Source organism: Streptomyces sp. NPDC046862, from assembly GCF_040704615.1.
Lineage (GTDB): Bacteria > Actinomycetota > Actinomycetes > Streptomycetales > Streptomycetaceae > Streptomyces.
On record NZ_JBEYXP010000007.1, the window covers coordinates 48,123 to 72,851 of the forward strand.

General features: G+C 71.2%; 22 protein-coding genes. 6 read left to right on the top strand and 16 right to left on the bottom strand.

Going from position 1 to position 24,729, the window contains the following annotated elements:
- Nucleotides 1-98 precede the first annotated feature (98 nt).
- Nucleotides 99-1,220: a DUF5937 family protein gene (locus AB0959_RS09635; protein ID WP_366825972.1), complete on the top strand. Its 1,122-nt coding sequence runs from the start codon at nt 99-101 to the stop codon at nt 1,218-1,220.
- A 79-nt stretch (nt 1,221-1,299) separates the two neighbouring features.
- Here AB0959_RS09635 and AB0959_RS09640 read toward each other — a convergent pair whose 3' ends face one another.
- Both AB0959_RS09640 and AB0959_RS09645 read right to left on the bottom strand, forming a co-directional pair.
- Nucleotides 1,300-1,971 carry a response regulator transcription factor gene (locus AB0959_RS09640; protein ID WP_366825771.1) on the bottom strand — a complete coding sequence of 224 codons (672 nt, stop codon included), beginning with the start codon at nt 1,969-1,971 and terminating at the stop codon, nt 1,300-1,302.
- Nucleotides 1,972-2,104: 133 nt separating this feature from the next.
- On the bottom strand, nt 2,105-3,307 hold the full coding sequence (locus AB0959_RS09645) for a sensor histidine kinase (protein ID WP_366825772.1): 1,203 nt from the start codon (nt 3,305-3,307) through the stop codon (nt 2,105-2,107).
- Between the two features lie 118 nt (nt 3,308-3,425).
- Here AB0959_RS09645 and AB0959_RS09650 point away from each other — a divergent pair, with 118 nt between their 5' ends.
- A complete protein-coding gene (locus AB0959_RS09650) occupies nt 3,426-4,499 on the top strand; it encodes an SAM-dependent methyltransferase (RefSeq protein ID WP_366825773.1) in 1,074 nt (357 codons plus the stop codon).
- A gap of 28 nt (nt 4,500-4,527) precedes the next feature.
- On the opposite strand, the gene AB0959_RS09655 is transcribed toward AB0959_RS09650, so the two are convergent.
- Entirely contained in the window at nt 4,528-5,679 is a 1,152-nt protein-coding gene (locus AB0959_RS09655) for an NADH-quinone oxidoreductase subunit D (RefSeq protein ID WP_366825774.1), read from the bottom strand.
- 31 nt (nt 5,680-5,710) lie between these two features.
- Between AB0959_RS09655 and AB0959_RS09660 the strand changes: the two genes are divergently transcribed.
- Nucleotides 5,711-6,262, top strand: a complete 552-nt coding sequence (locus AB0959_RS09660; protein WP_366825775.1) for a PH domain-containing protein — start codon at nt 5,711-5,713, stop codon at nt 6,260-6,262.
- Nucleotides 6,259-7,596: a PH domain-containing protein gene (locus AB0959_RS09665; RefSeq protein ID WP_366825776.1), complete on the top strand. Its 1,338-nt coding sequence runs from the start codon at nt 6,259-6,261 to the stop codon at nt 7,594-7,596. Before AB0959_RS09660 ends, AB0959_RS09665 begins: the two co-directional genes overlap by 4 nt.
- 191 nt (nt 7,597-7,787) lie before the next feature.
- Here AB0959_RS09665 and AB0959_RS09670 read toward each other — a convergent pair whose 3' ends face one another.
- Together AB0959_RS09670 and AB0959_RS09675 are read right to left on the bottom strand one after the other, a co-directional pair.
- A complete protein-coding gene (locus tag AB0959_RS09670) occupies nt 7,788-9,245 on the bottom strand; it encodes a hypothetical protein (RefSeq protein WP_366825777.1) in 1,458 nt (485 codons plus the stop codon).
- A 241-nt stretch (nt 9,246-9,486) separates the two neighbouring features.
- Nucleotides 9,487-10,611 (bottom strand): alpha/beta hydrolase-fold protein, encoded by a 1,125-nt coding sequence (locus AB0959_RS09675; protein WP_366825778.1) that lies wholly within the window; start codon nt 10,609-10,611, stop codon nt 9,487-9,489.
- Between the two features lie 278 nt (nt 10,612-10,889).
- On the opposite strand from AB0959_RS09675, the gene AB0959_RS09680 reads away from it, so the two are divergent.
- The gene (locus AB0959_RS09680; RefSeq protein ID WP_366825779.1) at nt 10,890-12,698 is read left to right on the top strand and encodes a phosphatidylglycerol lysyltransferase domain-containing protein; all 1,809 of its coding nucleotides are present in this window, start codon (nt 10,890-10,892) and stop codon (nt 12,696-12,698) included.
- A gap of 126 nt (nt 12,699-12,824) precedes the next feature.
- Here AB0959_RS09680 and AB0959_RS09685 read toward each other — a convergent pair whose 3' ends face one another.
- The 11 genes from AB0959_RS09685 to dacB form a co-directional block, all read right to left on the bottom strand.
- Nucleotides 12,825-13,322: a DUF3180 domain-containing protein gene (locus tag AB0959_RS09685; RefSeq protein WP_366825780.1), complete on the bottom strand. Its 498-nt coding sequence runs from the start codon at nt 13,320-13,322 to the stop codon at nt 12,825-12,827.
- Nucleotides 13,323-13,391: 69 nt separating this feature from the next.
- Nucleotides 13,392-14,003, bottom strand: a complete 612-nt coding sequence (gene folK / locus AB0959_RS09690; RefSeq protein ID WP_366825781.1) for a 2-amino-4-hydroxy-6-hydroxymethyldihydropteridine diphosphokinase — start codon at nt 14,001-14,003, stop codon at nt 13,392-13,394.
- On the bottom strand, nt 14,000-14,359 hold the full coding sequence (gene folB / locus AB0959_RS09695; protein ID WP_366825782.1) for a dihydroneopterin aldolase: 360 nt from the start codon (nt 14,357-14,359) through the stop codon (nt 14,000-14,002). Before folB ends, folK begins: the two co-directional genes overlap by 4 nt.
- Nucleotides 14,360-14,608: 249 nt before the next feature.
- Nucleotides 14,609-15,112, bottom strand: coding sequence for a nuclear transport factor 2 family protein (locus AB0959_RS09700; RefSeq protein ID WP_366825783.1), 504 nt, complete (start codon nt 15,110-15,112; stop codon nt 14,609-14,611).
- The gene (gene folP, locus AB0959_RS09705; RefSeq protein ID WP_366825784.1) at nt 15,109-15,975 is read right to left on the bottom strand and encodes a dihydropteroate synthase; all 867 of its coding nucleotides are present in this window, start codon (nt 15,973-15,975) and stop codon (nt 15,109-15,111) included. The genes AB0959_RS09700 and folP overlap by 4 nt, the downstream gene beginning before the upstream one ends.
- 97 nt (nt 15,976-16,072) lie before the next feature.
- The gene (gene folE / locus AB0959_RS09710) at nt 16,073-16,678 is read right to left on the bottom strand and encodes a GTP cyclohydrolase I FolE (protein WP_366825785.1); all 606 of its coding nucleotides are present in this window, start codon (nt 16,676-16,678) and stop codon (nt 16,073-16,075) included.
- A 149-nt stretch (nt 16,679-16,827) separates the two neighbouring features.
- Nucleotides 16,828-18,855 carry an ATP-dependent zinc metalloprotease FtsH gene (ftsH, locus tag AB0959_RS09715; protein WP_366825973.1) on the bottom strand — a complete coding sequence of 676 codons (2,028 nt, stop codon included), beginning with the start codon at nt 18,853-18,855 and terminating at the stop codon, nt 16,828-16,830.
- Nucleotides 18,856-19,053: 198 nt separating this feature from the next.
- The gene (hpt, locus tag AB0959_RS09720) at nt 19,054-19,614 is read right to left on the bottom strand and encodes a hypoxanthine phosphoribosyltransferase (protein WP_276110394.1); all 561 of its coding nucleotides are present in this window, start codon (nt 19,612-19,614) and stop codon (nt 19,054-19,056) included.
- Between the two features lie 77 nt (nt 19,615-19,691).
- Nucleotides 19,692-20,885, bottom strand: a complete 1,194-nt coding sequence (gene tilS / locus AB0959_RS09725) for a tRNA lysidine(34) synthetase TilS (protein WP_366825786.1) — start codon at nt 20,883-20,885, stop codon at nt 19,692-19,694.
- A gap of 193 nt (nt 20,886-21,078) precedes the next feature.
- Nucleotides 21,079-22,203: a zinc-dependent metalloprotease gene (locus AB0959_RS09730; protein WP_366825787.1), complete on the bottom strand. Its 1,125-nt coding sequence runs from the start codon at nt 22,201-22,203 to the stop codon at nt 21,079-21,081.
- A gap of 222 nt (nt 22,204-22,425) precedes the next feature.
- Nucleotides 22,426-23,997, bottom strand: coding sequence for a D-alanyl-D-alanine carboxypeptidase/D-alanyl-D-alanine-endopeptidase (gene dacB / locus AB0959_RS09735; protein WP_366825788.1), 1,572 nt, complete (start codon nt 23,995-23,997; stop codon nt 22,426-22,428).
- 79 nt (nt 23,998-24,076) lie between these two features.
- Here dacB and AB0959_RS09740 point away from each other — a divergent pair, with 79 nt between their 5' ends.
- Nucleotides 24,077-24,568, top strand: coding sequence for an inorganic diphosphatase (locus AB0959_RS09740; protein ID WP_366825789.1), 492 nt, complete (start codon nt 24,077-24,079; stop codon nt 24,566-24,568).
- Nucleotides 24,569-24,729 lie beyond the last annotated feature (161 nt).

Below are 24,729 nucleotides of genomic sequence, written 5' to 3' on the forward strand. Positions count from 1 at the left end.
AGGCTGCGCCGGTCCGCCGGTGCGCGTCGCGCCGATTGACGACCGTCGTCAATCGGCGGGGCGTTGTCAGTGGCGGGAGGCACCATGAGCGCATGGGTGTGAGCATCGACATCACAGGGCTGCCGGCCGAGCGGATCGTCTTCGAGGCGTCGCCGCTGGCCGAGCTGGCCACGGCGCTGCACGCGCTCGCCGAGCCGGGTCACCATCCCGGTATGCAGGGCTGGGTGACGGCCACCACGGCCGCGCTCAAACCGGATCTGGCCGACCGGCTGATCCAGGCGGACTTCCTGTGGCGGAACACGTTCTCGGACATCTTCATGCCGGTCGCCGCCCTGCCGGAGTGCGACGGCCACCCGGGGGCGACGCTCACCGAGGACCTGGACCTGCTGGACCGGCTGAGTGACGAGCAGTTCGTCGCGGCGGCCCTGGAGTTCAGCTGCAGCTCCCGGTACGCGGCCGGGCTGCCCTCACCCCTCGTCGACCGTGCCCGGCACGACGTCGTGCTGGACCTGGCGGCGAGCCGCGGCCCTCAGCAACTCGGCTTCACGCAGCGTCTGCTGGCCGACCCTCCGACCGTACGGGCGTGGGTGCGGCGCCTGTTGGAGGACTGCGACGAGGCGTTCTTCGCGGACACCTGGCGCCGGGTGCACGTCCACCTGGCCGCCGACGCCCGCCACAAGACCGAGATCCTGCGCCACAAGGGCCTTGAGGAGGCGCTCACGGCGGTCTCGGCCGCCCTCTCGCTGACCGAAGCCGCAGGAGGCGGGACCCGTATCGAGGCCGACAAGCTCTCCCACGGCACCACGACCGCCGTGGCCCCCGGGGTAAGTCCGGGCGTCACCTTCGTGCCGTCGCACCACACCTGGCCGCACCTGATGGTGCTGTACGCCCCGGCCTGGCGCCCCACCGTGCTCTACCCGGTCGCGGGCCCCGAGGCGGCGAGACCCGCCCCCGTGGAGGTGCTCAAGCTGCGCCTCGAAGCCCTCGCCCACCCGGTACGCCTGCGCCTGTGCCGGAACATCGCCAGGGCGCCGTACACCACCAGTGAGCTGGCGCACGCCAACGATCTGAGCGCGCCCGAGGTGTCCCGGCATCTCGCCGTCCTGAAGAAGGCGGGCCTGATCACCACGCGCCGCCGCGGCCGCTATGTGCTGCACCAGCTGGACGTCACGGTGGTGGCGCGGCTGGGAAGCGACTTCCTGGAGGGGATCCTCCGGTAGGCGGGGGCCTCCGGTAGGCGGGGGGCCTCCGGTAGTCGCCGGACGCCCGTATTCCCCGTGGCGGCTGAGCCGTGATGGCTCAGCCGTGCCCTCCGGCCCGCACCAGGCCCGTCTCGTACGCCAGGACCACCACCTGCACCCGGTCGCGCAGTTCCAGCTTGGTGAGGATGCGGCCGACGTGGGTCTTCACCGTGGCCTCGGACAGGACCAGGCGGGCCGCGATCTCGCCGTTCGACAGGCCCTGCGCCACGAGCACCATCACCTCCCGCTCGCGGTCGGTGAGCCGCTCCAGTTCCTTGCGCTGGGGCTGCTGGCCGGTGCCCGGCAGCATCGGTGCGAAGCGGTCGAGGAGGCGCCGGGTCGTGGAGGGGGCGACCACGGCGTCACCGCTGTGCACGGAGCGGATCGCGGTCAGCAGCTCGCCGGGGGGCACGTCCTTGAGCATGAAGCCGGAGGCGCCGGCCTTCAGCCCGGAGAAGGCGTACTCGTCGAGGTCGAAGGTGGTGAGGATCAGCACCTTCGGCGGGTTGGGGTCCGAGCAGATGCGGCGGGTCGCCTCCACGCCGTCCAGCTTCGGCATGCGGACGTCCATGAGGACCACGTCCACCTCGGTGGACCGCAGCACCTGGAGGGCCTCGACGCCGTCGCCCGCCTCGGCCACGACCTCCATGTCCGGCTGGGCGGCGAGCACCATCCGGAACCCGGTGCGCAGCAGCACCTGGTCGTCGACGAGCATCACGCGGATCGCCATCGGGGTCCTCTTCCGTTTCCGTCATGGGGGTCGTCAAGAAGTCTCGCAAACAGACGCGTACGCGTCTGTCCCACAAGGTCTCTTACAGGTGTCAAGGTCTCTTACAGGTGTCAATGAAGGACGTGAACAGTCGTCAGTGAGCTGGTTTGAGCGGCAGCAGCGCGCTGATCCGGAAGCCGCCGCCGGGGCGCGGTCCCGCGTCCAGGGTTCCGCCGACCATGCCCACGCGCTCGCGCATGCCGATCAGACCGTGCCCCTGGCCGTCGAGGCCGCCCTCCTCGTACAGCTCGTGCGGGGCGCCCTTGCCGTCGTCCTCGACGAGCAGACCGAGGCCGTCGTCGAAGTAGACCAGGCGCACGCTCGCGCCGGTGTTCGGGCCGCCGTGCTTGCGCGTGTTGGTGAGGGCCTCCTGGACGATGCGGTACGCGGTGAGCTCGACACCGCTGGGCAGGGGCCGCGGGGTGCCCTCCACCTTGAAGTCGACGGGGAGGCCGGAGGTGCGGCACTGCTCGATGAGCTCGTCCAGCTGTTCGACGTCGGGCTGCGGGACGTACTCGCCGCTCTCCTGGTGCTCGCCGGTGCGCAGCACGCCCAGCAGACGGCGCATCTCGGCGAGGGCCTGACGCCCGGTGGAGGAGATGGTCTCCAGGGCCTTCTTCGCCTGGTCGGGCGCGGCGTCGAGGACGTACGCGGCGCCGTCCGCCTGCACCACCATCACGGACACGTTGTGCGCGACCACGTCGTGCAGCTCGCGGGCGATGCGGGCGCGCTCGGCTGCGACGGCGACCTTGGACTGGGCCTCGCGCTCCTTCTCCAGGCGGGCGGCACGCTCCTCCAGCTGTGCGAAGTAGGCGCGGCGGGTGCGCAGGGAGTCACCGAGCACCCAGGCCAGGGCGAACGGCACGGTCATGACCACCGATATCGCGACCTCGCCCAGCGGGCCGGTGTTGGCCGCGGGCCAGCGCATCTGCGCCAGCGTGGCCGCGCTCAGACCGCCGACCAGGGCGAACCGGGAGGCCCAGCGGGCACCGTTCGCCGCGACCGTGTAGATGATCACCAGCATGGCGAAGTCGGCCGGGATCGTCTGCACATCGGTGATCAACTGTGCGAGACCGGTCACGGCGGCCAGCACCAGCATCTGCTCGGGGAGCCGGCGCCGCAGCGCGATCACCAGGCAGAGCAGGAACGTGATCGGGAGCCAGGCGTCCGGGAGGTCGGCACGCTTCGCCTCCTGGCTGACGGTTCCGGCCACGGCGGAGATCCCGAGCAGGAAGACGGCCCAGAAGCTGTCGACCCATGTCGGGTGCCTGCGGAGGAAGTCATAGAGGCGTTGCACGTAACCCAGCGTAAAGACGTGTGCTGTGTGCAGGAGTCAACCGGAGGGTCGATCCGCGACCGGCGCGCGTACTCCCCAAGGTGGAGGCTCCGTGGTCCACGCCCCCTAACCTGGCCCGGTGACTGGCAGGGTGACTGGTGCGGCGGGCGACGTGTGGCACGGGTGGCGCGCGGCGACGGAGGAGGCGTTGTACGGGCCGTCGGGCTTCTATCGGCGTCCTGAGGGCCCCGCCGGGCATTTCCGCACGTCGGTGCACGCGTCCTCGCTGTTCGCCGAGGCGGTGGCCCGGCTGCTGTGCCGGGTGGACGATGCGGTCGGGCGCCCTTCCGAGCTGGCCTTCGTGGACATGGCGGCGGGCCGGGGCGAGCTGGTGACGGGCGTCCTGAAGGCCCTCCCGCCCGAGGTGGCCTCCCGCACGCACGGGTACGCGGTCGAGCGCGCCGAGCGGCCAAGTGGTCTTGATCACCGGATCGAGTGGCTCCCCGAACCCCCGGGCGGCGTCACCGGGCTGCTGTTCGCCAACGAGTGGCTCGACAACGTGCCCCTGGACGTCGCCCAGGTGGACACCGACGGTGTACGACGCCTCGTGCTCGTACGGCGGGACGGAACCGAACGTCTCGGGGACCCGGTGAGGGGCGCGGACGCCGAGTGGCTCGACCGGTGGTGGCCACTGCCCGCCGAGGAGACGGCCGAAGAGACTGCCGAGGGGGCGGCCGCGAGCGCGGTCGAAGGAGCGGCCGCGAGCGCGGTCGAGGGGCTGCGGGCCGAGATCGGGCGCCCTCGGGACGCCGCCTGGGCGTCGGCCGTGGCGAGTGTCGGCCGGGGGCTCGCCGTCGCCGTCGACTACGCGCACACCGCCGGGGCACGGCCCCCGTACGGGACGCTCACCGGGTTCCGGGAGGGGCGGGAGACCGCCCCCGTGCCGGACGGCTCGTGCGACATCACCGCCCACGTGGCACTGGACGCGTGCGCCCTGCCGGGGGCCCGGCTGCTGACCCAGCGGAACGCCCTGCGCGCCCTCGGGGTCGCCGGAGGCCGTCCGCCGCTGTCCCTCGCGTCGACCGACCCGGCGGCGTACGTACGAGCTCTCGCGGGCGCGGGCGAGGCCGCCGAGCTCACGGCACCCGGCGGGCTCGGCGACTTCGGCTGGCTGCTGCAGCCGGTCGGCATCCCGGACGCGCTCGCTCTTTGACCTGCTTGTCGGACCTGCTTGTCGGGCCTTACTTGTCGATGTCCCCGACCACGAAGAACAGCGACCCCAGGATCGCCACCATGTCCGCCACCAGCGTCCCCGGCAGCAGCTCCACGAGCGCCTGGATGTTGTTGTACGAGGCCGAGCGCAGCTTCAGCCGGTACGGGGTCTTCTCGCCCTTGCTGACGAGGTAGTAGCCGTTGATGCCGAGGGGGTTCTCGGTCCAGGCGTAGGTGTGGCCCTCGGGCGCCTTCAGCACCTTCGGGAGGCGCTGGTTGATCGGGCCGGGCGGCAGCTCGGCGAGCCGGTCCAGGCAGGCGTCCGCGAGGTCCAGCGAGTTGTGCGCCTGCCCGAGGAGGCACTCGAAGCGGGCCAGGCAGTCGCCCTCCTCGCGCGTGACGACCCGGAGGGTGTCCTGGAGCTCCCCGTACGCCAGGTACGGCTCGTCGCGCCGCAGGTCGAAGTCCACCCCGGAGGCTCGGGCGATCGGCCCGCTCACCCCGTACGCGTGCACCGTCTCCGGCGTGAGGACGCCCACGTCGCGCGTACGGCCCCGGAAGATCTCGTTGCCGATCACCAGGTCGTCGAACACGTCCATGCGCGAGCGCACGTCGGCGATCACGGCACGCGCGCGGGAGGTCCAGCCTGCCGGGAGGTCCTCCTTGAGGCCTCCGACGCGGTTGAACATGTAGTGCATGCGGCCGCCGGAGATCTCCTCCATGACGTTCTGGAGCTCCTCGCGCTCCCGGAACGCGTAGAAGACGGGGGTGATGCCACCGAGCTCCAGCGGGTACGAACCCAGGAACATCAGGTGGTTCAGGACCCGGTTCAGTTCCGCGAGCAGCGTGCGCATCCACACCGCGCGCTCCGGCACCTCCATGCCGAGCATGCGCTCCACGGCGAGGACCACGCCCAGCTCGTTCGAGAAGGCGGAGAGCCAGTCGTGGCGGTTGGCGAGCATGATGATCTGGCGGTAGTCGCGTGCCTCGAAGAGCTTCTCGGCGCCGCGGTGCATGTAGCCGATCACCGGCTCGGCGTGCATGATGCGCTCACCGTCGAGCACAAGCCTGAGCCGCAGCACTCCGTGGGTGGACGGATGCTGCGGCCCGATGTTGAGCACCATGTCGGTGCTCTCGGCGGCGCCGCCGATACCGACCGTGGTCTCCGTCGTAGGAGTCATGGGGACAGTCTCTCGTACGTACGCTTGCGGAATGGAGACGGGGACGTTGGACGACGCGGGGGCGGGACAGGGCGGGGAGCACGAGCCGCCGGGCGGCGACCGGCCGGTGGCGCCGGACGGTGAGCCAGTGTGGACCGGGCTGCCGCCTGGGCTGCTGCGCATGCGGCGGCTGTTGCTGGTGGTGTGGCTGGGCCCGCTGACCATCGGCGTGGCCCTGCTGCTGGGTCTGCTCGCGGGGCCGGTCTGGGCGGCCCTCGCGCTGCTGCCGCTGGCCCTGCTGCTGTGGGGCTGGCCGATGCTGGGCCGCAACTGGCGTTCCTGGCGGTACGCCGAGCGCGCCGACGACCTGCTGATCAGCCGGGGTGTGCTGTGGCGTGAGGAGACCGTCGTGCCGTACGGGCGCATGCAGCTGGTGGAGGTGACGTCCGGGCCGGTCGAGCGGCACTTCGGGCTCGCGAGCGTGCAGCTCCACACGGCCGCGGCCGCCACGGACGCGCGTATCCCGGGTCTCGACCCGGCGGAGGCCGAGCGGCTGCGCGACCGGCTGACCGAGCTCGGCGAGGCACGATCGGCGGGGCTGTGAGCGCGCCCGGCATCGAGGAGCATGGCCAGGAGGTGGGCGAGGAGAACCCGGTGATCGAGCACCGGCTGCACCCGGTGACCCCGCTGCGGCGGGCCTGGGCGCCGGTCGCCGTGATCTTCGGGTGGGCCATGCACGACCCGGACGGCGCGCAGCGGCAGTTGTCCCGGCTGACCACGACCACGCTGCTGATCGCGCTCGCGGTGGTCGTCCCGGCCGCCGCCCTGTACGGCTTTCTGAGCTGGTGGTTCACACACTTCTCCGTCACCGGTACGGAACTGCGCATCCGTACCGGCCTGGTGTTCCGCCGCACCGCGCACATCCGCCTGGAACGCATCCAGGCCGTCGACGTCACCCAGCCGCTGCTGGCCCGGGTCGCGGGCGTCGCCAAGCTCAAACTCGACGTCATCGGGGCGGACAAGAAGGACGAACTGGCCTACCTGGGCGAGGCCCACGCCCGCGCCCTGCGGGCCGAACTCCTCGCCCGCGCGGCGGGTTTCGAGCCCGGGACCGCGCACGAGGTCGGCGAGGCCCCGGTACGGCAGCTGCTGCACGTCCCGGGCGGCGTGCTCGCGGTGTCGGTCGTCCTCAGCGGCGCCACCTGGACGACGCTGGTCGGCGCGGCCGTCGTTCCGCCGGTGCTGTGGATCGCCACCCACAGCGTGTGGACGGTCCTCGCGACCGCGCTGCCGCTGCTCGGCGCGGCGGGCGCGAGCAGCGTGGGGCGGTTCGTCGGGGAGTACGACTGGACGGTGGGCGAGTCGCCGGACGGGCTGCGGATCGACCACGGCCTCCTCGACCGGGCGCACGAGACGGTGCCGCCCGGTCGTGTGCAGACCGTACGGATCGTGGAGCCGCTGCTGTGGCGGCGCCGGGGCTGGGTGCGGGTGGAGCTGGACGTGGCGGGCTCGTCGAACTCGGTGCTGGTGCCGGTCGCTCCGCGGGCCGTGGCCGAGGGTGTGATCGAGCGGGTGCTGCCGGGGGTGACCGTGCCGCGGTCGCTGGACCGTCCGCCCCCGCGGGCCGGGTGGTGCATGCCGTTCTGGTGGCGCGGATACGGGCTCGCCGTCACCGACAGCGTGTTCGTGGCCCGGCACGGCCTGCTGCGGCGGAGCGTGTCGCTCGTCCCGCACGCGAAGGTGCAGAGCGTCCGGCTGGCGCAGGGGCCGTGGGAACGCCACAAGGGCCTGGCGGACGTGCATGTGGACACGGGCGCCAACAAGACGGTGACCGCCCGGCTCCGGGACGCGGACGAGGCGGCCCGGCTGCTGGCGGCCCAGGCGGACCGGTCCCGCACGGGGCGCAGGGAGGCGCTGCCGGACCGGTGGATGGCGTGACGCCTTCTTGACCCGGGTGGATCCGGGGAGGCCGCGCGCGGGGCTGGACTTGGCTTGATTTCGACGGTCCGGAGTGCGTATCCGGTGCCAGGGCGCCAGGAAGGGTGGGCGCCCGCGGTCTTGTTGTGGCTGGACGCGCAGTTCCCCGCGCCCTTTCAGGGCGCGGGGATGTGTGTGGGGCTGTCGGCGCTTCAGGAAGCCGCGCTGCGCAGTCCCTCCACGTCGATCTGCTCCGTCTCGTCGTGGGCCGTCAGGTCGATGACCTGGCCGATGCCGCGCGACTCCGCGTCGGCGGGCTTGAACTGCGCCTCGGACTCGGCCTTGTGCAGCGCGAGCGCCTCCTGGCCCACCACGTCCGCGAGGTCCTCGTTCTGTACGGCCGCGATGGCCGCCGCGCCCTTCTGCGTACCGAAGAAGTCGAACCCGCCCTCGATCGCCAGGCGCCGGCGAGGGGTCGCCGGTGCGACGGCCACGGCGGTCGGGACCGTGAAGTGACCGGAGAGCTGAGCGGCCAGCGCGGGCCGCTGAGCGGGGGCGTTCGCGGGGAGGCCGGACGCCGGGTCCGTGATGGCGGACTCGGGGGCCGCGGACTCGGTGACGTCGGCCTCGGCCTCGGCCTCGTTCTGGGTCTCGGCGGTCTCGGGCTCAGGCGCCTCGGTCTCCGTGACCACGGGCTCGTGGTCCTGGCCCTCGGCCGTCTCGGGCTGCGACTGTGCCTCCGGGTGGTCGTCCTCCTCGGCGGCGTCGGCGGCCGGAGCCGCCTCGGCCTCCGCGGCGCCGGACCGGGGCGAACCGCCCTCCGGAGAGCCGCCCTTCGCGGAGTCGTCCTTGCGTGACTCGTCCTTGCGCGACTCGCCCTTGGGCGCGCTGTCGGCCGCGGGCCGGGTCTTCTCGTCGTTCGCCGCCTTCGGGGACCCGGCCTGGACGAGCCGGTCCAGCGCCGAGTTGGCGCGCAGGAAGAGCGAGGTACCGGCCGCGGAGAAGGCTCCCGGAGCCGACGGCCGGGTCTCCGCGGCCTTGTCGTCGACAGCGCCGTCGGCACCGTCGGCGTCCTCGGCCGCCGCGCCGGACGCGACCAGGTCCTCGGCCGCCTTCTCGGCCGTGTCCTCGTCGGCACGCCGACCGCGCACGTCCTCGGAGGCGCTCCCACTGCCCGCCGTCAGCGCCTTCGCCGAAGCGGGCGCCGGTGACGCCGAGGCCTCTATGGCGAGCCTGCGACGGCCCTCCAGGGCGCTGGCCCGCTCCGTCTCCGCGGTGGCGTACCGCCGCAGCAGCGCGGCGTGCTCGTTGCGCAGGCCTGCCAGCTCGGTCCGCTTGGCGCGCAGCTTGTGCTCCAGCTTCTGGCGCAGCTCGCGCGACTCCTCGAGGTCGGTCTCCAGCTCGGCGACCTGCTCCTCGTGCCGCCACTCGTCGCTCGCCCGCGCGCGCGTGAGGTCGGCGACGCGTTTGCCCGCCTCCACGTCCCAGCGGCGCATGACCGCGGCGCCCACGGCGGCGGTCGCCGCGGCGACCGCCGCCGACACCCGGAGCACGGACGGCTCCGTGAACACCCAGGGCCCGAGGGCGCAGACGAGCGAGACGCCTGCGATCGCCGACGGAGGCAGAAGCCTGTGCAGGGGTGGTGAATGGCGGTGACGTCCACGTGGCATGGCCAGAAACTTACCGCGCGTAGGGGAACCTTGGTGACCCCTGAGGTAAAAACACAGCCACTCCGAAGCCTTACAATTCAGTAACCGCATTCGGCGCGGTGCGAGAACCGGGCATGACGCGATCACCCGCTGAGCGGCCGGGCTCGGTGAGCGGGCGCGTGAGCCGGGAATCCCCTGCTTCTGCGTCTTCCGTCGCGTTCGGGAATTCCCTACACGTCGCCGTGTATTCGCCCTTCCCCGCTCACCTGTCGGTGAGCCGCCCGCTGAGCCACTGCAACGTCGCCGGGATCTCCCGCCGCCATGTGTTGAAGTTGTGCCCGCCGCCGTCGAGGATGATCGACGATATCCGCGTCGGCTGCTTCGACTTCACGAGGTCGACGAAGTCGAGGGTGGCCTTGTAGTTGGCCTCGCCGTGCCGGCTGCTGCTGACGAGCAGTGAGGTGTTCGGGGCGGGCCGGTTCTTCAGGTACCACATCAGGTCCGCCTCGTTCCGCAGCTGTTTGTTCCCGTGGAAGAGATCACCCGTCGTGGGATCGAGCGGCGCCTTGTAGTACGGCGACAGACCCGCGCCGGCGGCGTAGACGTCCGGGTGGTGCACGGCCAGCTTCAGTGCGCAGTACCCGCCGGTGGAGTCGCCGACGATGCCCCAGCTCCCGGGTTTCCTGCCGACTCTGTAGTGGTGTCCCACGGCGTCGGGGAGGTCCTTGGCGAAGAACGACTCGGTCTGCGGGCCACCGGGCACGTCCACGCACTCGGTGTCGCGCGGCGGCGCCACGGTCGGCCGCATCATGACGAGGATCATCGGCTGGGCCTCGCCGTTCCTGGCCAGCCGGTGGGCCGTCTGCGGATAGTGCAGGCCCCGGATGAGCGCCTCGGCGGTGCCCGGGTAGCCGGTCAGGACGACGGTCGCGGGGAACGTACGGGTGCGGTACCGCGGCTGGAAGTACTCCGGCGGCAGATACACGTACGCCGGGGACGCGATGTGCGTCGTACGGCCCACGATCTCGATCTTCTGGATCTGGCCGGCGATCCCGGGACGTCTGCCGCCCGGCACGCTCACCTGCTGGGTGTTGAGCACCTGCAGCGGCCCGCCCGACCCGGGGCCGCCGTGGTCGACGACCACGCCCTGACCGCTCTCCTGGCCGAGGAGGTCCGCCCAACTGGCGTAGAAGCCGAAAGCCTGGTTCGCCGCCAGGGCGACGGAGGCGAAGACCGCCACCTGGGTGGCCAGCAGGATGCCGACGCGCCCGCTGACGGGACGCCAGCCGCGGCGGCCCAACCGCGGCCACCACCACACCGTGCCGACGAACAGAAGCACGGCGGACAGCACCGCCAGCACCAGCACCTTGTTGCTCGTGAGACCCATGGGGTTCTACCTGCCTGCGCTTTCCTGTGGGGGACGATCCGCCACCGCGTCCGTACGACGTCCCGTGTGAGAGCCGGCCCCGTCTGTCGGCGCTCCCTTCACGACGGCTTGCCACGGCCTTTTCCCGGCCTTTGAACCGGCTTTCCCGAAGGGTGGGAACCTGTCCCCTCGAGACACCGTCCTAGAGGGCGCAATGTCGCCGGATGCCGGAATGGCACCGGATTCAAGGTCTTCTCGCAGAACTACGGGATGCGATGTCTGTCAGGATAGATGGGGAAATGTCGGGCGAGGTTCCGAGTCGATCAACCTGGTTGCGGCGCGCGCTGAGTGGGCCGCGCCCCGAGGCCGCCCCCGCCCTGGTCGCCAGAGCCTGCGGCCTCGTGGGGCTCCTGGACATCGCGGCGGGAGTGTTCCCCCGCTTCCGCAACAGCCGCATGCACGCGATCGCCGAGGTGCTGCCCGGCGCGTTCGGCCCGTTCGCGGCCGCGCTGTCGCTCAGCGCGGGCGTCCTGCTGCTGCTCCTCGCGCACGGACTGCGGCGCCGCAAGCGCCGGGCGTGGCGGGCCGCCGTGGTGCTGCTCCCGGCGGGCGCGATCGCCCAGTTCACCTACCGCCACTCGCTCGTCGGCGTGCTCATCTCGCTGGCGCTGCTCGCTCCGCTACTGCGCCACCGCGACGAGTTCAAGGCCCTGCCGGACCCGCGCAGCCGTTGGTACGCGCTGGCCAACTTCGTGCTGATGGGCGCCGGTTCCATCTTCCTGGGCCTGGTCATCGTCAGCGTCCACAGCGCACACATCGTGGGCGACCCGAGCCTGTCCGACCGGCTCGAGCACGTGCTGTTCGGCCTGTTCGGTTTCGAGGGCCCGGTCGACTACACCGGCAACACGGACTGGACCGTGGGCTTCTCCCTCGGCGCGCTGGGCCTGTTGACCGCCATCACCACGATCTACCTGGCCTTCCGCCCAGAACACCCGGCGGCACACCTGACGGAGGACGACGAGGCACGGCTGCGCGCCCTGCTGGAGAGGCACGGGGGCCGCGACTCCCTCGGCCACTTCGCCCTCCGCCGCGACAAGGCGGTCGTCTTCTCCCCCAGCGGCAAGGCGGCGGTGACGTACCGGGTCGTGCACGGCGTGATGCTCGCCAGCGGCGACCCGATCGGCGACGTCGAGGCCTGGCCGGGCGCGATCGAACGCTTCATGGACGAGGCGAAGGCCCACTCCTGGACACCCGCCGTCATGGGCTGCTCCGAGACGGGCGCCGAGGTGTGGACCCGCGAGACCGGACTCGACGCCCTCGAACTGGGCGACGAGGCGGTGGTGGACGTCGCGGATTTCTCTCTCGCCGGGCGCGCGATGCGCAACGTACGCCAGATGGTGAAGCGCATCGAGCGAGCCGGCTACGAAACCCGGGTACGGCGAGTCCGTGACCTGGGCGAGGGCGAACTGGACCGGATCCGCCGAGCCTCCGAGGACTGGCGGGGCACCGACACCGAGCGCGGCTTCTCCATGGCCCTGGGCCGCATCGGGGACGCCTCCGACGGCGACTGTCTGATCGCCACGGCGCACAAGGCGGACGACGAACCCGGACCGTACGGCGACCTCAAGGCCGTGCTCCACTTCGTCCCCTGGGGACCTGACGGTGCGTCGCTGGACCTGATGCGCCGCGACCGCTCGGCCGACCCCGGCATGAACGAGCTGCTGATCGTGGCGGCCCTCCAGGCCGCTCCCCGCTTCGGCATCGAGCACGTCTCCCTGAACTTCGCGATGTTCCGCTCGGCGCTGGCGCGCGGCGAGAAGATCGGTGCGGGGCCGGTGCTGCGTGCCTGGCGAGGCCTGCTGGTGTTCCTGTCGCGCTGGTTCCAGATCGAGTCGCTGTACAAGTTCAACGCCAAGTTCCGCCCGCGCTGGGAGCCCCGGTTCGTCGTGTACGCCTCCTCGCGCGACCTGCCCCGCCTGGGTCTGGCCGCCATGCAGGCGGAGGGCTTCGTCAACCTGGCGCTGCCGCGTGTGCTGCGCCGCAGGTCGGCGGGTCCGCGTCCGTGCGCCCACCGCATGGCGGAGCACAAGGAGATGCAGACGGTCTGAGAGGACCCGAGGGGGAGCTGAGGGAGAAAACGTCGGAGGGGCTGGAAATCCAGCCCCTCCGGCGTTTTGAGAACGAGGCAGGACGAGGCCGTTCAGGCCGACTCAGAGTGTCCGGGAGGCAGCGCCTCACACCGCCCTGGCCGCGCCTCCCCCTCCGCCTCCGTTGGTGTCGTCGTCCTCCGGGAGCCTGCACACGCGCTCCAGGAAGATGGCGGCCGCTATCACCGCGATGCCCGCCACGACGGAGAAGCCGGCGTAGATGGCCTGGTCGCGGCGGGACGGGATCTCCAGGGACTCCAGGAGGAACACGCCCGTGCCGCCGTACATCCCGGAGACCAGGGCCGCGACCAGGGCGCTCGCGTGGCCGAAGACGACCGCTCGGGCCGCGACCAGTGGGTCGACGCCCCGCGCGCCCGGACGCCGCTCGCGCTGGGCCTTCAGACGGGCGCGCAGGGACAGCGCCGTGGCGAGGAGGACGACAGCGATCAGGGCGAGCACGATGGGCGCGGCCAGCGGGACGCGGGGAAGGGTGCCCACCGCGTTCCACAGCCGGGCTCCGGCCCAGGACAGCACCCCCGCCACCACGAACACCGCGGCCAGCGTCCTGATGCGCAGCTCTCTCACAATGCCCCTTCGACGAGCCAGTGGTCCCTGTGGGCCGGCGGACGATCCCGGCCCGGTAGACCTTAACGACTACTCGGGCAGCTGGAGTTCCAGGTCCGCGCGAGGGGCGACGCCCTCCCGCGTGACGTCGGCGAGGAGCTGGGCGACCGCGCCGCGGCCCGGCAGCTGGGCCTCGGGCTCCACGTCGTGCCAGGGCGCGAGGACGAACGCCCGCTCGTGCGCGCGGGGGTGGGGAAGGGTCAGCACCGGGTCGTCGGAGACCTCGTCGGCGTAGGAGACGATGTCCACGTCGATCGTGCGCGGGCCCCACCGCTCGCTGCGGACGCGGTGGAAGGCCTCCTCGACGGCGTGCGCCCGCTCCAGGAGCGAGGACGGCGGCAGCGTCGTCTTCAGGACCACGACCGCGTTGAAGTACGTGGGCTGGCTGCCCGGCGCGACGCCCCACGGCTCCGTCTCGTACACCGGGGAGACCGCCTTGATCCGTACGCCCGGGGTGTCCTCCAGGGCGTCGATGGCGCCCTGGATGGTCTCCAGGCGATTGCCCAGGTTCGAGCCGAGGGAGAGCACGGCCCGCTGGGGGTTGTGCAGGGTCGTGTCGGCGGCGTCCACCTTCTCGACGACCGAGGTGGGCACCGGCTGGACGGTCGGGTCGCTCTGACCCTCGGTGAAGAAGGCGGTCATACTCGGCTCCGGGTGATGGTGACGGTCACGTCGTCGAAGGGGACCGTGATCGGCGCCTGCGGTTTGTGGACGCAGACCTCGACCTCCTGGACCCCCTCGTGCTTCAGACACACCTGGGCGATGCGCTCGGCCAGCGTCTCGATGAGGTCGACGGGCTCGCCCTCCACGACGGCCACGACCTCCTCCGCCACGATGCCGTAGTGCACGGTCTTCGCCAGGTCGTCGTCGGCCGCGGCCGGTCGGGTGTCCAGGCCCAGCATCAGGTCCACGACGAAGGTCTGGCCCTCCTCGCGTTCCTTCTGGAACACACCGTGGTGCCCACGGGCCCTCAGGCCGCGCAGCGCGACACGATCCACGCGAATCACTCCTGCAGTCGTCGGTCCCGGCCGGTGTCGTACCGCGTACGGACGGCTCCGGCCACCCCTCGAATCTACCTGCGGGCACTGACAGCGTTCGGCCCCGGGAAGCCGGGATCCGCACCCGACGGGCACAGTTCACCGCGCGTTTCCCCGGGTGGAGACGGCGGCTCACAGGCCGGAAGCCGCGCCTACCCAGGGTTCCGTTGCTCGAATCACTCCACAGCCCTCGAGGAGGCGTCTACCCACTCAAGCGGATGTGTCCTCGTCGTCGTCACTGTCGGATTCGGTCAGCACGGGGGAGGCGTGGTGCGACCACAGCTTCCAGCCGTCCGCGGTGCGCCGGAACACGTTCGTGGCGACGACCAGCTGACCCACGAGCGGGCCCAGCTCGCCGCCGCCCTCGGGGGCCGGGCCGCCGCTGAGGATGTTCTCGGTGCAGGTCACCAGGGCCGTGTCGCCGGTGACGGACACATGGACGTCGGTGAGGAAGAACTGGATGTACTCGGTGTTCGCCATGATGAGCGCGTAGGACCTGAGCACCTCGCCGCGGCCGGTGAGGACCGGCCAGCCGGGGTGGACGCAGGAGATCACGCCGGTGTCCGCCGGGTCGTGGTACGACTCGTCGACGCCCAGGTCCGCGGGGGTCAGCCAGAGGGAGGAGACCTCCTCGAAGTCGCCGCGCTCCAGGGCCTCGTAGAAAGCCGTGTTGGCGAGTTCGACCTGCTCTACGTCGGTGTGGGGGGCGCTCACAGCTCCCGGGCTCCTTCGACGGCCCTGGCCACGCGGACGGCGTCGGCGGTGGCCCGCACCTCGTGGACGCGGACCGCCCAGGCACCCTGGTGGGCGGCCAGCGCGGAGACGGCGGCGGTCGCGGCGTCGCGTTCGCGAGCCGGCGGCGGGGCGCCCTCGGGGCCGGCGAGGACGCGGCCGAGAAACCTCTTGCGGGAGGCGGCGACGAGCAGGGGATGGCCGAGGCCGAGCAGACGGTCGAGGCCGGCGAGGAGGGCGAGGTCGTGGTCGGCGTCCTTGGAGAATCCGAGACCGGGGTCGACGATGATCCGGTCGGGGACGATACCCCCGTCCAGAACGGCCTCCACACGCACGCGCAACTCGTCGAGGACTTCGCGGACCACGTTCTCGTACACGCCCTTGACGTTGCCGCCCTCCAGGAAGCCGCGCCAGTGCATGACCACGAAGGGGGCGCCCGCGTCGGCGACGGCCGGAATCATCGCGGGGTCGGCGAGGCCGCCGCTGACGTCGTTGACGAGTGCGGCGCCCGCCGCGAGGGCCTTCTCGGCGACGGTGGCGCGCATGGTGTCGACGGAGACGACGACGCCTTCGGACGCCAGGCCGCGGACGACGGGGACGACGCGTCTGAGTTCCTCCGCCTCGTCCACGCGCGTGGCGCCCGGGCGGGTGGACTCGCCGCCGACGTCCACGAGGTCCGCGCCCTCGTCGACGAGGTGGAGGCCGTGCTTGACCGCGGCGGTGGTGTCGAACCAGCGGCCGCCGTCGGAGAACGAGTCCGGAGTGACGTTGACGACGCCCATGACCGCGCAACGGTCCCATGCGGGCAGGCCTGCCACGTGGTCGCGGCCGCTCTTCAAGTTCATGCGTCCAGCCTAGGCCTCCGGTGTGGTGCCGGGGTGCTGCGCGGAGTGCCCCGGGGGGTGTCTCCCAGCCGCCCGATCCGGCCCTGCCGGAACCGGGTCAGCGCGCCAGTATCAGGCTCATTGCCTCGGCACGGGTCGTCGCGTCACGAAGCTGGCCGCGCACGGCCGACGTCGTGGTCTTGGCGCCCGGCTTCCGGATGCCGCGCACCGACATGCACATGTGCTCGGCCTCGATGACCACGATGGCGCCGCGCGCCTCCAGGATCCGCATGAGGGAGTCGGCGATCTGTGTGGTGAGTCGTTCCTGTACCTGCAGGCGACGGGCAAACACCTCGACCAGCCGCGCAAGCTTGGAGAGACCCGTGATCTTGCCATTTTCGGATGGAATGTACCCAATGTGGGCTACACCATGGAATGGCAGCAGGTGATGTTCGCACAAAGATACGATTTCGATGTCCTTGACCAGGACCATCTCGTCGTGACCGATATCGAACGTAGTCGTCAGGACGTCCTCGGGCTCCTGCGTATGCCCCGCCAGGAGTTCCCGGTAAGCCCGGGCCACCCGCCCCGGAGTCTCCCGCAGCCCCTCCCGGTCCGGGTCCTCTCCGACCGCGATCAGCAGCTCGCGTACGGCGTTCTCGGCGCGCTTCTCGTCGAACTCGCCGATCGTGCCTTCACCGTCCAGCGTCACGGGGTCGGTCATCTGGTGCCTCGTTTTCCTGTGGCTCCGACGCGTACGGGATCACGCGTCACATGTACGGGCATACGAAACTGCCGCGCCCCCCAGGCTAGAACCTGGGGGGCACGGCAATCATTCCGGGCCTGGTCGGCCGAAAACCGTCGGGTGCTGGATCAGCTTTCCGGGCGGTCCTCCGGGGCGGCCTCCTTGGCGGGGACGGACTCCGCGGTGCCGGTGATCGCCGGCGTCGCGCCGTTCACCCCGTTCGTCAGTGCGAGCTCCTTCGGGGAGAGCACCGGCGGGCGGGTGGACGGGGTCCGGCGGGAGGAGCCGGTCCACGCCGGGCGCGGCGGGCGCTTGACGATGGGGGCGAAGACCTCGGCGATCTCCTCCTTGCCCAGCGTCTCCCGCTCCAGCAGCGCGAGGACCAGGTTGTCGAGAACGTCGCGGTTCTCGACGAGGATCTCCCAGGCCTCGTTGTGCGCGGTCTCGATGAGCTTCTTGACCTCTTCGTCGACGAGCGCGGCGACCTCTTCCGAGTAGTCGCGCTGGTGAGCCATCTCACGTCCGAGGAACGGCTCGGTGTTGTCGCCGCCGAACTTGATCGCGCCGAGACGCTCGGTCATGCCGTACTGCGTGACCATCGCGCGGGCCGTGGTCGTGGCCTTCTCGATGTCGTTCGCGGCACCCGTCGTCGGGTCGTGGAAGACCAGTTCCTCGGCCGCGCGGCCGCCCAGCATGTAGGCCAGCTGGTCCAGCATCTCGTTGCGGGTGGTCGAGTACTTGTCCTCGTCCGGGAGCACCATCGTGTAGCCGAGGGCACGGCCTCTCGACAGGATCGTGATCTTGTGGACCGGATCGGAGTTCGGTGAGGCCGCCGCGACCAGGGCGTGTCCGCCCTCGTGGTACGCGGTGATCTTCTTCTCCTTGTCCGACATGATCCGGGTCCGCTTCTGCGGGCCCGCCACGACGCGGTCGATGGCCTCGTCCAGCATCTGGTTGTCGATCAGCTTCCTGTCGCTGCGGGCCGTCAGGAGCGCGGCCTCGTTCAGGACGTTGGACAGATCGGCACCCGTGAAGCCGGGCGTGCGGCGGGCGACCGCCGACAGGTCGACGTCCGGGGCGACCGGCTTGCCCTTCTGGTGGACCTTGAGGATCTCCAGACGGCCCTGCATGTCCGGGCGGTCGACCGCGATCTGACGGTCGAAGCGGCCGGGGCGCAGGAGAGCCGGGTCGAGGATGTCGGGCCGGTTGGTGGCGGCGATCAGGATGACGCCGCCCTTCACGTCGAAGCCGTCCATCTCGACGAGCAGCTGGTTCAGGGTCTGCTCGCGCTCGTCGTGACCGCCGCCGAGGCCGGCGCCGCGGTGGCGGCCGACCGCGTCGATCTCGTCGACGAAGACGATCGCCGGGGCGTTCGCCTTGGCCTGCTCGAAGAGGTCGCGGACACGGGAGGCACCGACACCGACGAACATCTCGACGAAGTCGGAACCGGAGATCGAGTAGAAGGGGACGCCCGCCTCGCCCGCGACGGCGCGCGCGAGCAGCGTCTTACCCGTACCGGGCGGGCCGTAGAGCAGCACGCCCTTGGGGATCTTCGCCCCGACCGCCTGGAACTTGGCGGGCTCCTGGAGGAACTCCTTGATCTCCTGGAGCTCCTCGACCGCCTCGTCCGAGCCCGCGACGTCCGAGAACGTCGTCTTGGGCGTGTCCTTGGTGATGAGCTTGGCCTTGGACTTCCCGAAGTTCATCACTCGGGAGCCGCCGCCCTGCATCTGGTTCATCAGGAACAGGAAGACGACCACGATGAGGACGAACGGGAGCAGCGACAGCAGGATCCCGACGAACGGGTTCTGCTTGGACGGCGAAACGGTGTAGCCGTCATCGATCTGCTTGTTCTGGTACTTGTCCTGCAGCGTGGTGGCCAGGCTCACGCCCTGGTCGCCGATGTAGCTCGCCTGGATCTTCGAGCTGCCCTCGACCTTCTCACCACTCTTGAGCTCGACCTTGATGATCTGCTCGTCGCCGGTGGTGAGCTTGGCCGACTTGACCTTGTCCTGGTTGATCGCCTGGACGACCTGGCCGGTGTCCACCGTCTTGTAGCCGCCGGACGAGCCGACGACCTGCATCAACACGACCACGGCAAGGACGGCCAGCACGATCCACATGACCGGCCCACGGAAGTATCGCTTCACGTCCATCCATACGGAGCGGTGCCGCCCCGTCCCTCCTGCCATAGTGAGTTTGATAAAGACTGTTCTTCGGACGGTACCCCAGCATTGCCACCCGACGCCGCGTGGGCGGCTGACAATCCCGTCTCTGCATGCTCCAACGGCGCGAGAGCCGCTGGGGTTCCCGAGCGTTCCACACCGGCCTGCCGCCCTCGTGACGAGGGCGTTTCAGCCGCCGTAAACGTGAGGCGCGAGCGTACCGACGAACGGGAGATTGCGGTACTTCTCCGCGTAGTCGAGGCCGTATCCCACGACAAACTCGTTGGGAATGTCGAATCCGACCCACTCCACGTCGATCGCCACCTTGGCCGCCTCCGGCTTGCGCAGCAGGGTGCACACCTTCAGGGAGGCGGGCTCGCGGGATCCGAGGTTGGAGATGAGCCAGGAGAGGGTCAGGCCGGAGTCGATGATGTCCTCGACGATGAGGACGTGCCGGCCCTTGATGTCGGTGTCGAGGTCCTTGAGGATCCGCACCACGCCGGAGGACTGGGTGCCCGCGCCGTACGAGGACACGGCCATCCAGTCCATGGTGAGGGGGGTGGACAGCGCCCGGGCGAGGTCCGCCATGACCATCACGGCGCCCTTGAGGACGCCGACGATCAGCAGGTCCTTGCCCGCGTACTCCGCGTCGATCTTCGCGGCCAGCTCGGCCAGCTTCGCGTCGATCTCTTCCTTGGTGATGAGCACCTGCTGGAGGTCGGCACCCATGTCTTTCGCGTCCACCCGCATCACTTTCGGTCGTCCCACCGGCTGAACGGCCCCTCCCCGAAGGGGGAACCAGACACCTCCTGAGCGGAGTGTGTTTTTCAGCCTTGCCGAATCACCAGTCTGCCACCCTGCCGCCGGGCGACGACTCTGCCCGGGAGATTGATGGCTCCCTGGCCGCGCCAGCCGGTGATCAGCCGGTCGATCTCCTCGATGTGACGGGCGAACAGCGAGCCGGCCGGGGACCCGGCCTCGATGGCGGCGCGGCGCAGGACGCGGCGGCGGACGGCGACGGGCAGGGCGTAGAGCTTTGCGCACTCCAGGAGGCCCGACGCGTCGCGTACGGACGCCTCGGCCTGGCGGGCCCAGGCGTCGAGGGCGTCGGCGTCGTCACGCGACAGCCGCGCGGTGCGGGCGAGTGCTTCCACGACGCCCTTGCCGAGCGCCTTCTCCAGGGCGGGCAGGCCCTCGTGGCGCAGGCGGGAGCGGGTGTAGGCGGGGTCGGCGTTGTGGGGGTCGTCCCAGACGGGCAGGGACTGGACCATGCAGGCCTTGCGGGCGGTCTGCCGGTCGATCTGGAGGAAGGGGCGGCGGTAGCGGCCGCCGGCCCCCGAGACCGCGGCCATTCCGGACAGGGAGCGGGTGCCGGAGCCGCGGGCGAGGCCGAGCAGAACCGTCTCGGCCTGGTCGTCGCGGGTGTGGCCGAGCAGGACGGCGGCGGCGCCGTGGCGTTCGGCGGCGGCGTCCAGGGCCGTGTAGCGGGCGTCACGGGCGGCGGCTTCGGGGCCGCCGTCGCGGCCGACCGTCACGGCGACGGACTCGACCGGGTCCAGGCCGAGTTCACGCAGGCGCAGGGCGACCTCGGCGGCGCGCAGGTCGGATCCGGGCTGCAGGGCGTGGTCGACGGTGACGCCGCCGGCGCGGACGCCGAGTCTGGGGGCCTCGAAGGCGAGGGCGGACGCGAGCGCCATGGAGTCGGCGCCGCCGGAGCAGGCGACGAGCACGAGCGGCGGGGACGCGGGGACGTCCCGGCCCGAACGCGGTCGCGCGACTCTGGCGACGGAAGCAGCGGGGGCTTCGGGAGCACCGGGGGCTTCGCCAGGCACGACGTCAGCAGGCATGACGTCGGGACGCACGGCGTGAGGGTGTGCCGGTGCGTCGGTTCCGACAGCGGGCCCGCCGGCGCGGAGGGCGGGTACGGCGCGGGCGGTGTCGGTGTGGTGTTCGGTGAGGAGATCGTGGAGTACGCGGCGGACCGCCAGGCGTATCGCCGCGACCGCAGGATGGGGACCCATGTCCGGTGCCCTTCATGAAGTTGTCGGGGGGTGAGCCCGAAGTCCGGTCACTCAGAGTGTGTAGATGGTGACAGAAACGGGCCGTTCCCCGAGCATTGCACGCCTGCGCATCGCTCACGCTCCCTCGGACGGGTGATTGCGAGGGCGTTTGCCTGCCGTCGGCAGGATCCGTGTCACGCCTTCCCCACTGGCCTCACGCTTCCGACTTCCGGTGCACCCGCGCGACCCAGTCCGCCGGTTTGGCGATCTCCGCCTTGGTCGGCAGGGTGTTCGGCGAGGTCCACACGCGGTTGAAGCCCTCCATGCCGACCTGTTCGACGACGGACCGGACGAACCGTTCGCCGTCCTTGTACTGCCTGAGCTTGGCGTCCAGGCCCAGCAGCTTGCGCAGGGCGAGGTCCAGGCGCGAGGCCCCGCGGGCGCGGCGCTGCTGGAACTTCTCGCGGATCTCACCCACGGACGGCACGACGTCCGGGCCCACTCCGTCCATCACGAAGTCGGCGTGGCCCTCCAGGAGGGACATGACCGCGGTGAGGCGGCCGAGGATCTCGCGCTGCGCGGGCGTCTGGACGAGTTCCACGAGGGACCGCGACTCGTCGCCCTCCTCGCCCTCGGGGCGCCCGCCGGCGAGCGACTGGGCGGCCTCCCGGATGCGCTCCAGGACGGTCATGGGGTCGACCTCGGTCTCCCCCAGGAAGGACTGGATCTCGCCCTCCAGGTGGTCACGCAACCAGGGCACCGCGGTGAACTGGGTGCGGTGCGTCTCCTCGTGCAGGCACACCCAGAGACGGAAGTCGTGGGGCTCCACGTCGAGTTCCCGCTCCACGTGGACGATGTTCGGCGCGACCAGGAGCAGCCGGCCGCCGCCGTTCTCCCCTGCCGGGAGTTCACGGGTAGAGGGGGCGAAGGTCTCGTACTGGCCGAGGACACGGGAGGCGAGGAACGACAGCAGCATGCCGAGCTCCACGCCGGTGACCTTGCCGCCGACGGCGCCGAGCACCGCGCCGCCGGGGGTGCCGCTGCGACGTTCCTGCATCTTGTCCAGCAGCGGTTTGAGGAGTTCCCGGAACCCGGCGACGTTCGCCCGGACCCAGCCCGGGCGGTCGACGACGAGGACGGGGGTGTCGTGGGCCCCCTCGGTGCCCATACGGGTGAAGCCCCGGACGTGTTCCTCCGAGGACTTGGCGTGTCGGCGCAGCTCCGCGACGACGGCCCTGGCCTCGTCGCGACTCACCTCGGGGCCCGGCCGTACGAGCCGGGTCGCGGTCGCCACCGCGAGATTCCAGTCGACCATCTCGGCACCACCGATGCGCGTCATGAATCAACCGTACGGGAGCGCTGCCGCTGGGGGCAGGCCGTGGGAGGTGGGTGGGGGGACTGCGGTTTGGCCGAGTGCGGGTTGTCGGTGGCTGGTCGCGCCCACGCGGCGGAGCCGCGCAATGTCACAGCCCCGCGCCCCTAGGGGGTGGGTGGTTCCGCCGTCCAAGAGGTGCCGGTTGTGTGTGGGTGGTCGCGCAGTTCCCCGCGCCCCTGACAACCGTTACCGGCACCCGCACGTCGCCAGTGCCGAGGCCGTGGTGTCCAGGGCCCTCTGGGCGCCCGTGGGGTCCGATGTCTCGCTGGCCATGAAGGCGAACGCCAGGAGGCGGCCGTCGGTGTCGACCACTGTGCCCGCGAGGGTGTTCACGCCGGTCAGGGTGCCTGTCTTGGCTCGTACGACGCCCGTGCCGGGTACGTCGTCGGCGTAGCGGGTGCGAAGTGTGCCCGTGAAGCCGGCCACGGGCAGGCCCGTGACGATCGAGCGGAGTTCGGGATGGGACGGGGAGGCCGCGTCGGCCAGGAGGGCGGTGAGGAGGTGGGCGGTCAGGCGGTCGTCGCGGTTCAGGCCGCTGCCGTCGGCGAAGCGGGTGCCGTCCAGAGGGAGGCCGAGTTTGTCCAGTGCCGCGCGGATCGCCGTTTCGGCGCCCTCGAAGCTCGCCGGCTCGCCCGCGGCGAGTGCCGTCTGGCGGGCGAGGGCCTCGGCGATGTCGTTGTCGCTGTTGGTCAACATGCGTTCGACCAGGGTGGACAGAGGCGGGGACTCGACCGTGGAGAGTGAGCCGGCCTTGTCGGAGGCCTTCACGGGGGCGGCCGAGGTCGTGCTGATGCCCTGGTCCGCCAGCAGTTCCGCGAACGCCTTCGCCGCGTCCGCCGCCGGATCCGCGCCGCGGTCCGCCGGGCCGCTGGAGGAGTCGTCGAGGCGGCCCTCGTCGACCATCAGGGCGCTGACGGGCGCGAGGTTGGAGTTCACCCCGATGGGGTGCAGGGCGGGTCCGCTGTAGAGCGAGGTGTCGTACGCGACCGCCACCTGGTGCACGTCGCGCTTCTTCAGGGCGGCGGCCGTCTCGGCGGCGAGGGTGCGCAGCGACGCGTAGCCGCCCGCGTCCTCGTGGGCGGTCAGGGTCGGGTCGCCGCCGCCGACCAGGACGACTTCCCTGGAGTCGGGCTGGAGGAGGGTCCGCGTCTGGATGCGGTGGTCGGGGCCCGCCGCCGAGAGCGCCGCGGCGGCCGTGGCGATCTTCGTGGTGGAGGCGGGGGTGAGTGCCTCGTCCGCGCCCAGGCCGAACAGCGTCCTGCCGGTGGTGACGTCGACGACCGCGGCCGTACGGCCGGAGCCCAGCGCGGGGGCGCGCAGGAGGGGAGCGAGGACGTCGTCGAGCGCCCGCTCCGTGGGCGCGGGCACCGAGTCGCCGAGCCCCGTCAGTACCGAGACCGCGCTCGGTGCCGGCTTGGGCGCCCCCTGGGCCGTACCGGAGGACGTGCCGGAAGCGCCTCCGTGATCTGCGCCACCCTCCCGATCGTGCGATGCCGCCCAGTCCTGCTCGGCCGTACGCTGACCCGAGGAGTCCCAGGGACCGGCCGTGACCACCGCCCCGGCCGACACGGCCAGGCCGAGCGCGGCGGCACCGGCGGTGAGCTGGAGGGTCGTGAGCTTCATGGAGCGCGTCGCGGCGGCGCGGGTGGCGTGCACGACGGCTCGCGTTCCGCGCACGACGTGCGGTTTCGCGGCGCGCGCGAGCCGCACCGCATGCGGCCGCCCGGTTCGCCAGCCCCTCGGCTCCGGCACTACCACCAGCCCCTTTCGCGATCACACACCTGCGTGAGGGACACTTAACCACCAGAACTATGTGTTGATCATGGAGGAGCCACCGGTGGAGTTCGACGTCACGATCGAGATTCCGAAGGGTTCACGGAACAAGTACGAGGTGGACCACGAGACCGGTCGGATCCGCCTGGACCGTCGGCTCTTCACCTCGACCAGCTACCCGGCCGACTACGGCTTCGTCGAGAACACGCTCGGCGAGGACGGTGACCCGCTGGACGCGCTGGTCATCCTGGAGGAGCCGACCTTCCCCGGCTGCCTCATCAAGTGCCGCGCGATCGGCATGTTCCGGATGACCGACGAGGCCGGCGGCGACGACAAGCTGCTGTGCGTCCCGGCGTCCGACCCGCGTGTGGAGCACCTGCGTGACATCCACCACGTGTCGGAGTTCGACCGCCTGGAGGTCCAGCACTTCTTCGAGGTCTACAAGGACCTGGAGCCCGGCAAGTCCGTCGAGGGCGCCAACTGGGTGGGCCGCACGGAGGCCGAGGTGGAGATCGAGCGGTCGTACAAGCGCTTCAAGGAGCAGGGCGGGCACTGACGCCCCGGAATTCTTCCGAGCGGGCCGCCCGACCCCGACGGGGAGCGGGCGGCCCGCTCGTGTGCCGGTGTTCGGTCGGCCGTGCCGGCGTTCGGGCTTGTACCGGCGTTCGGGCGTGTGCCGGTGTTCGGCCGGTATGTGTGTGCGCGGGCCGTATACCG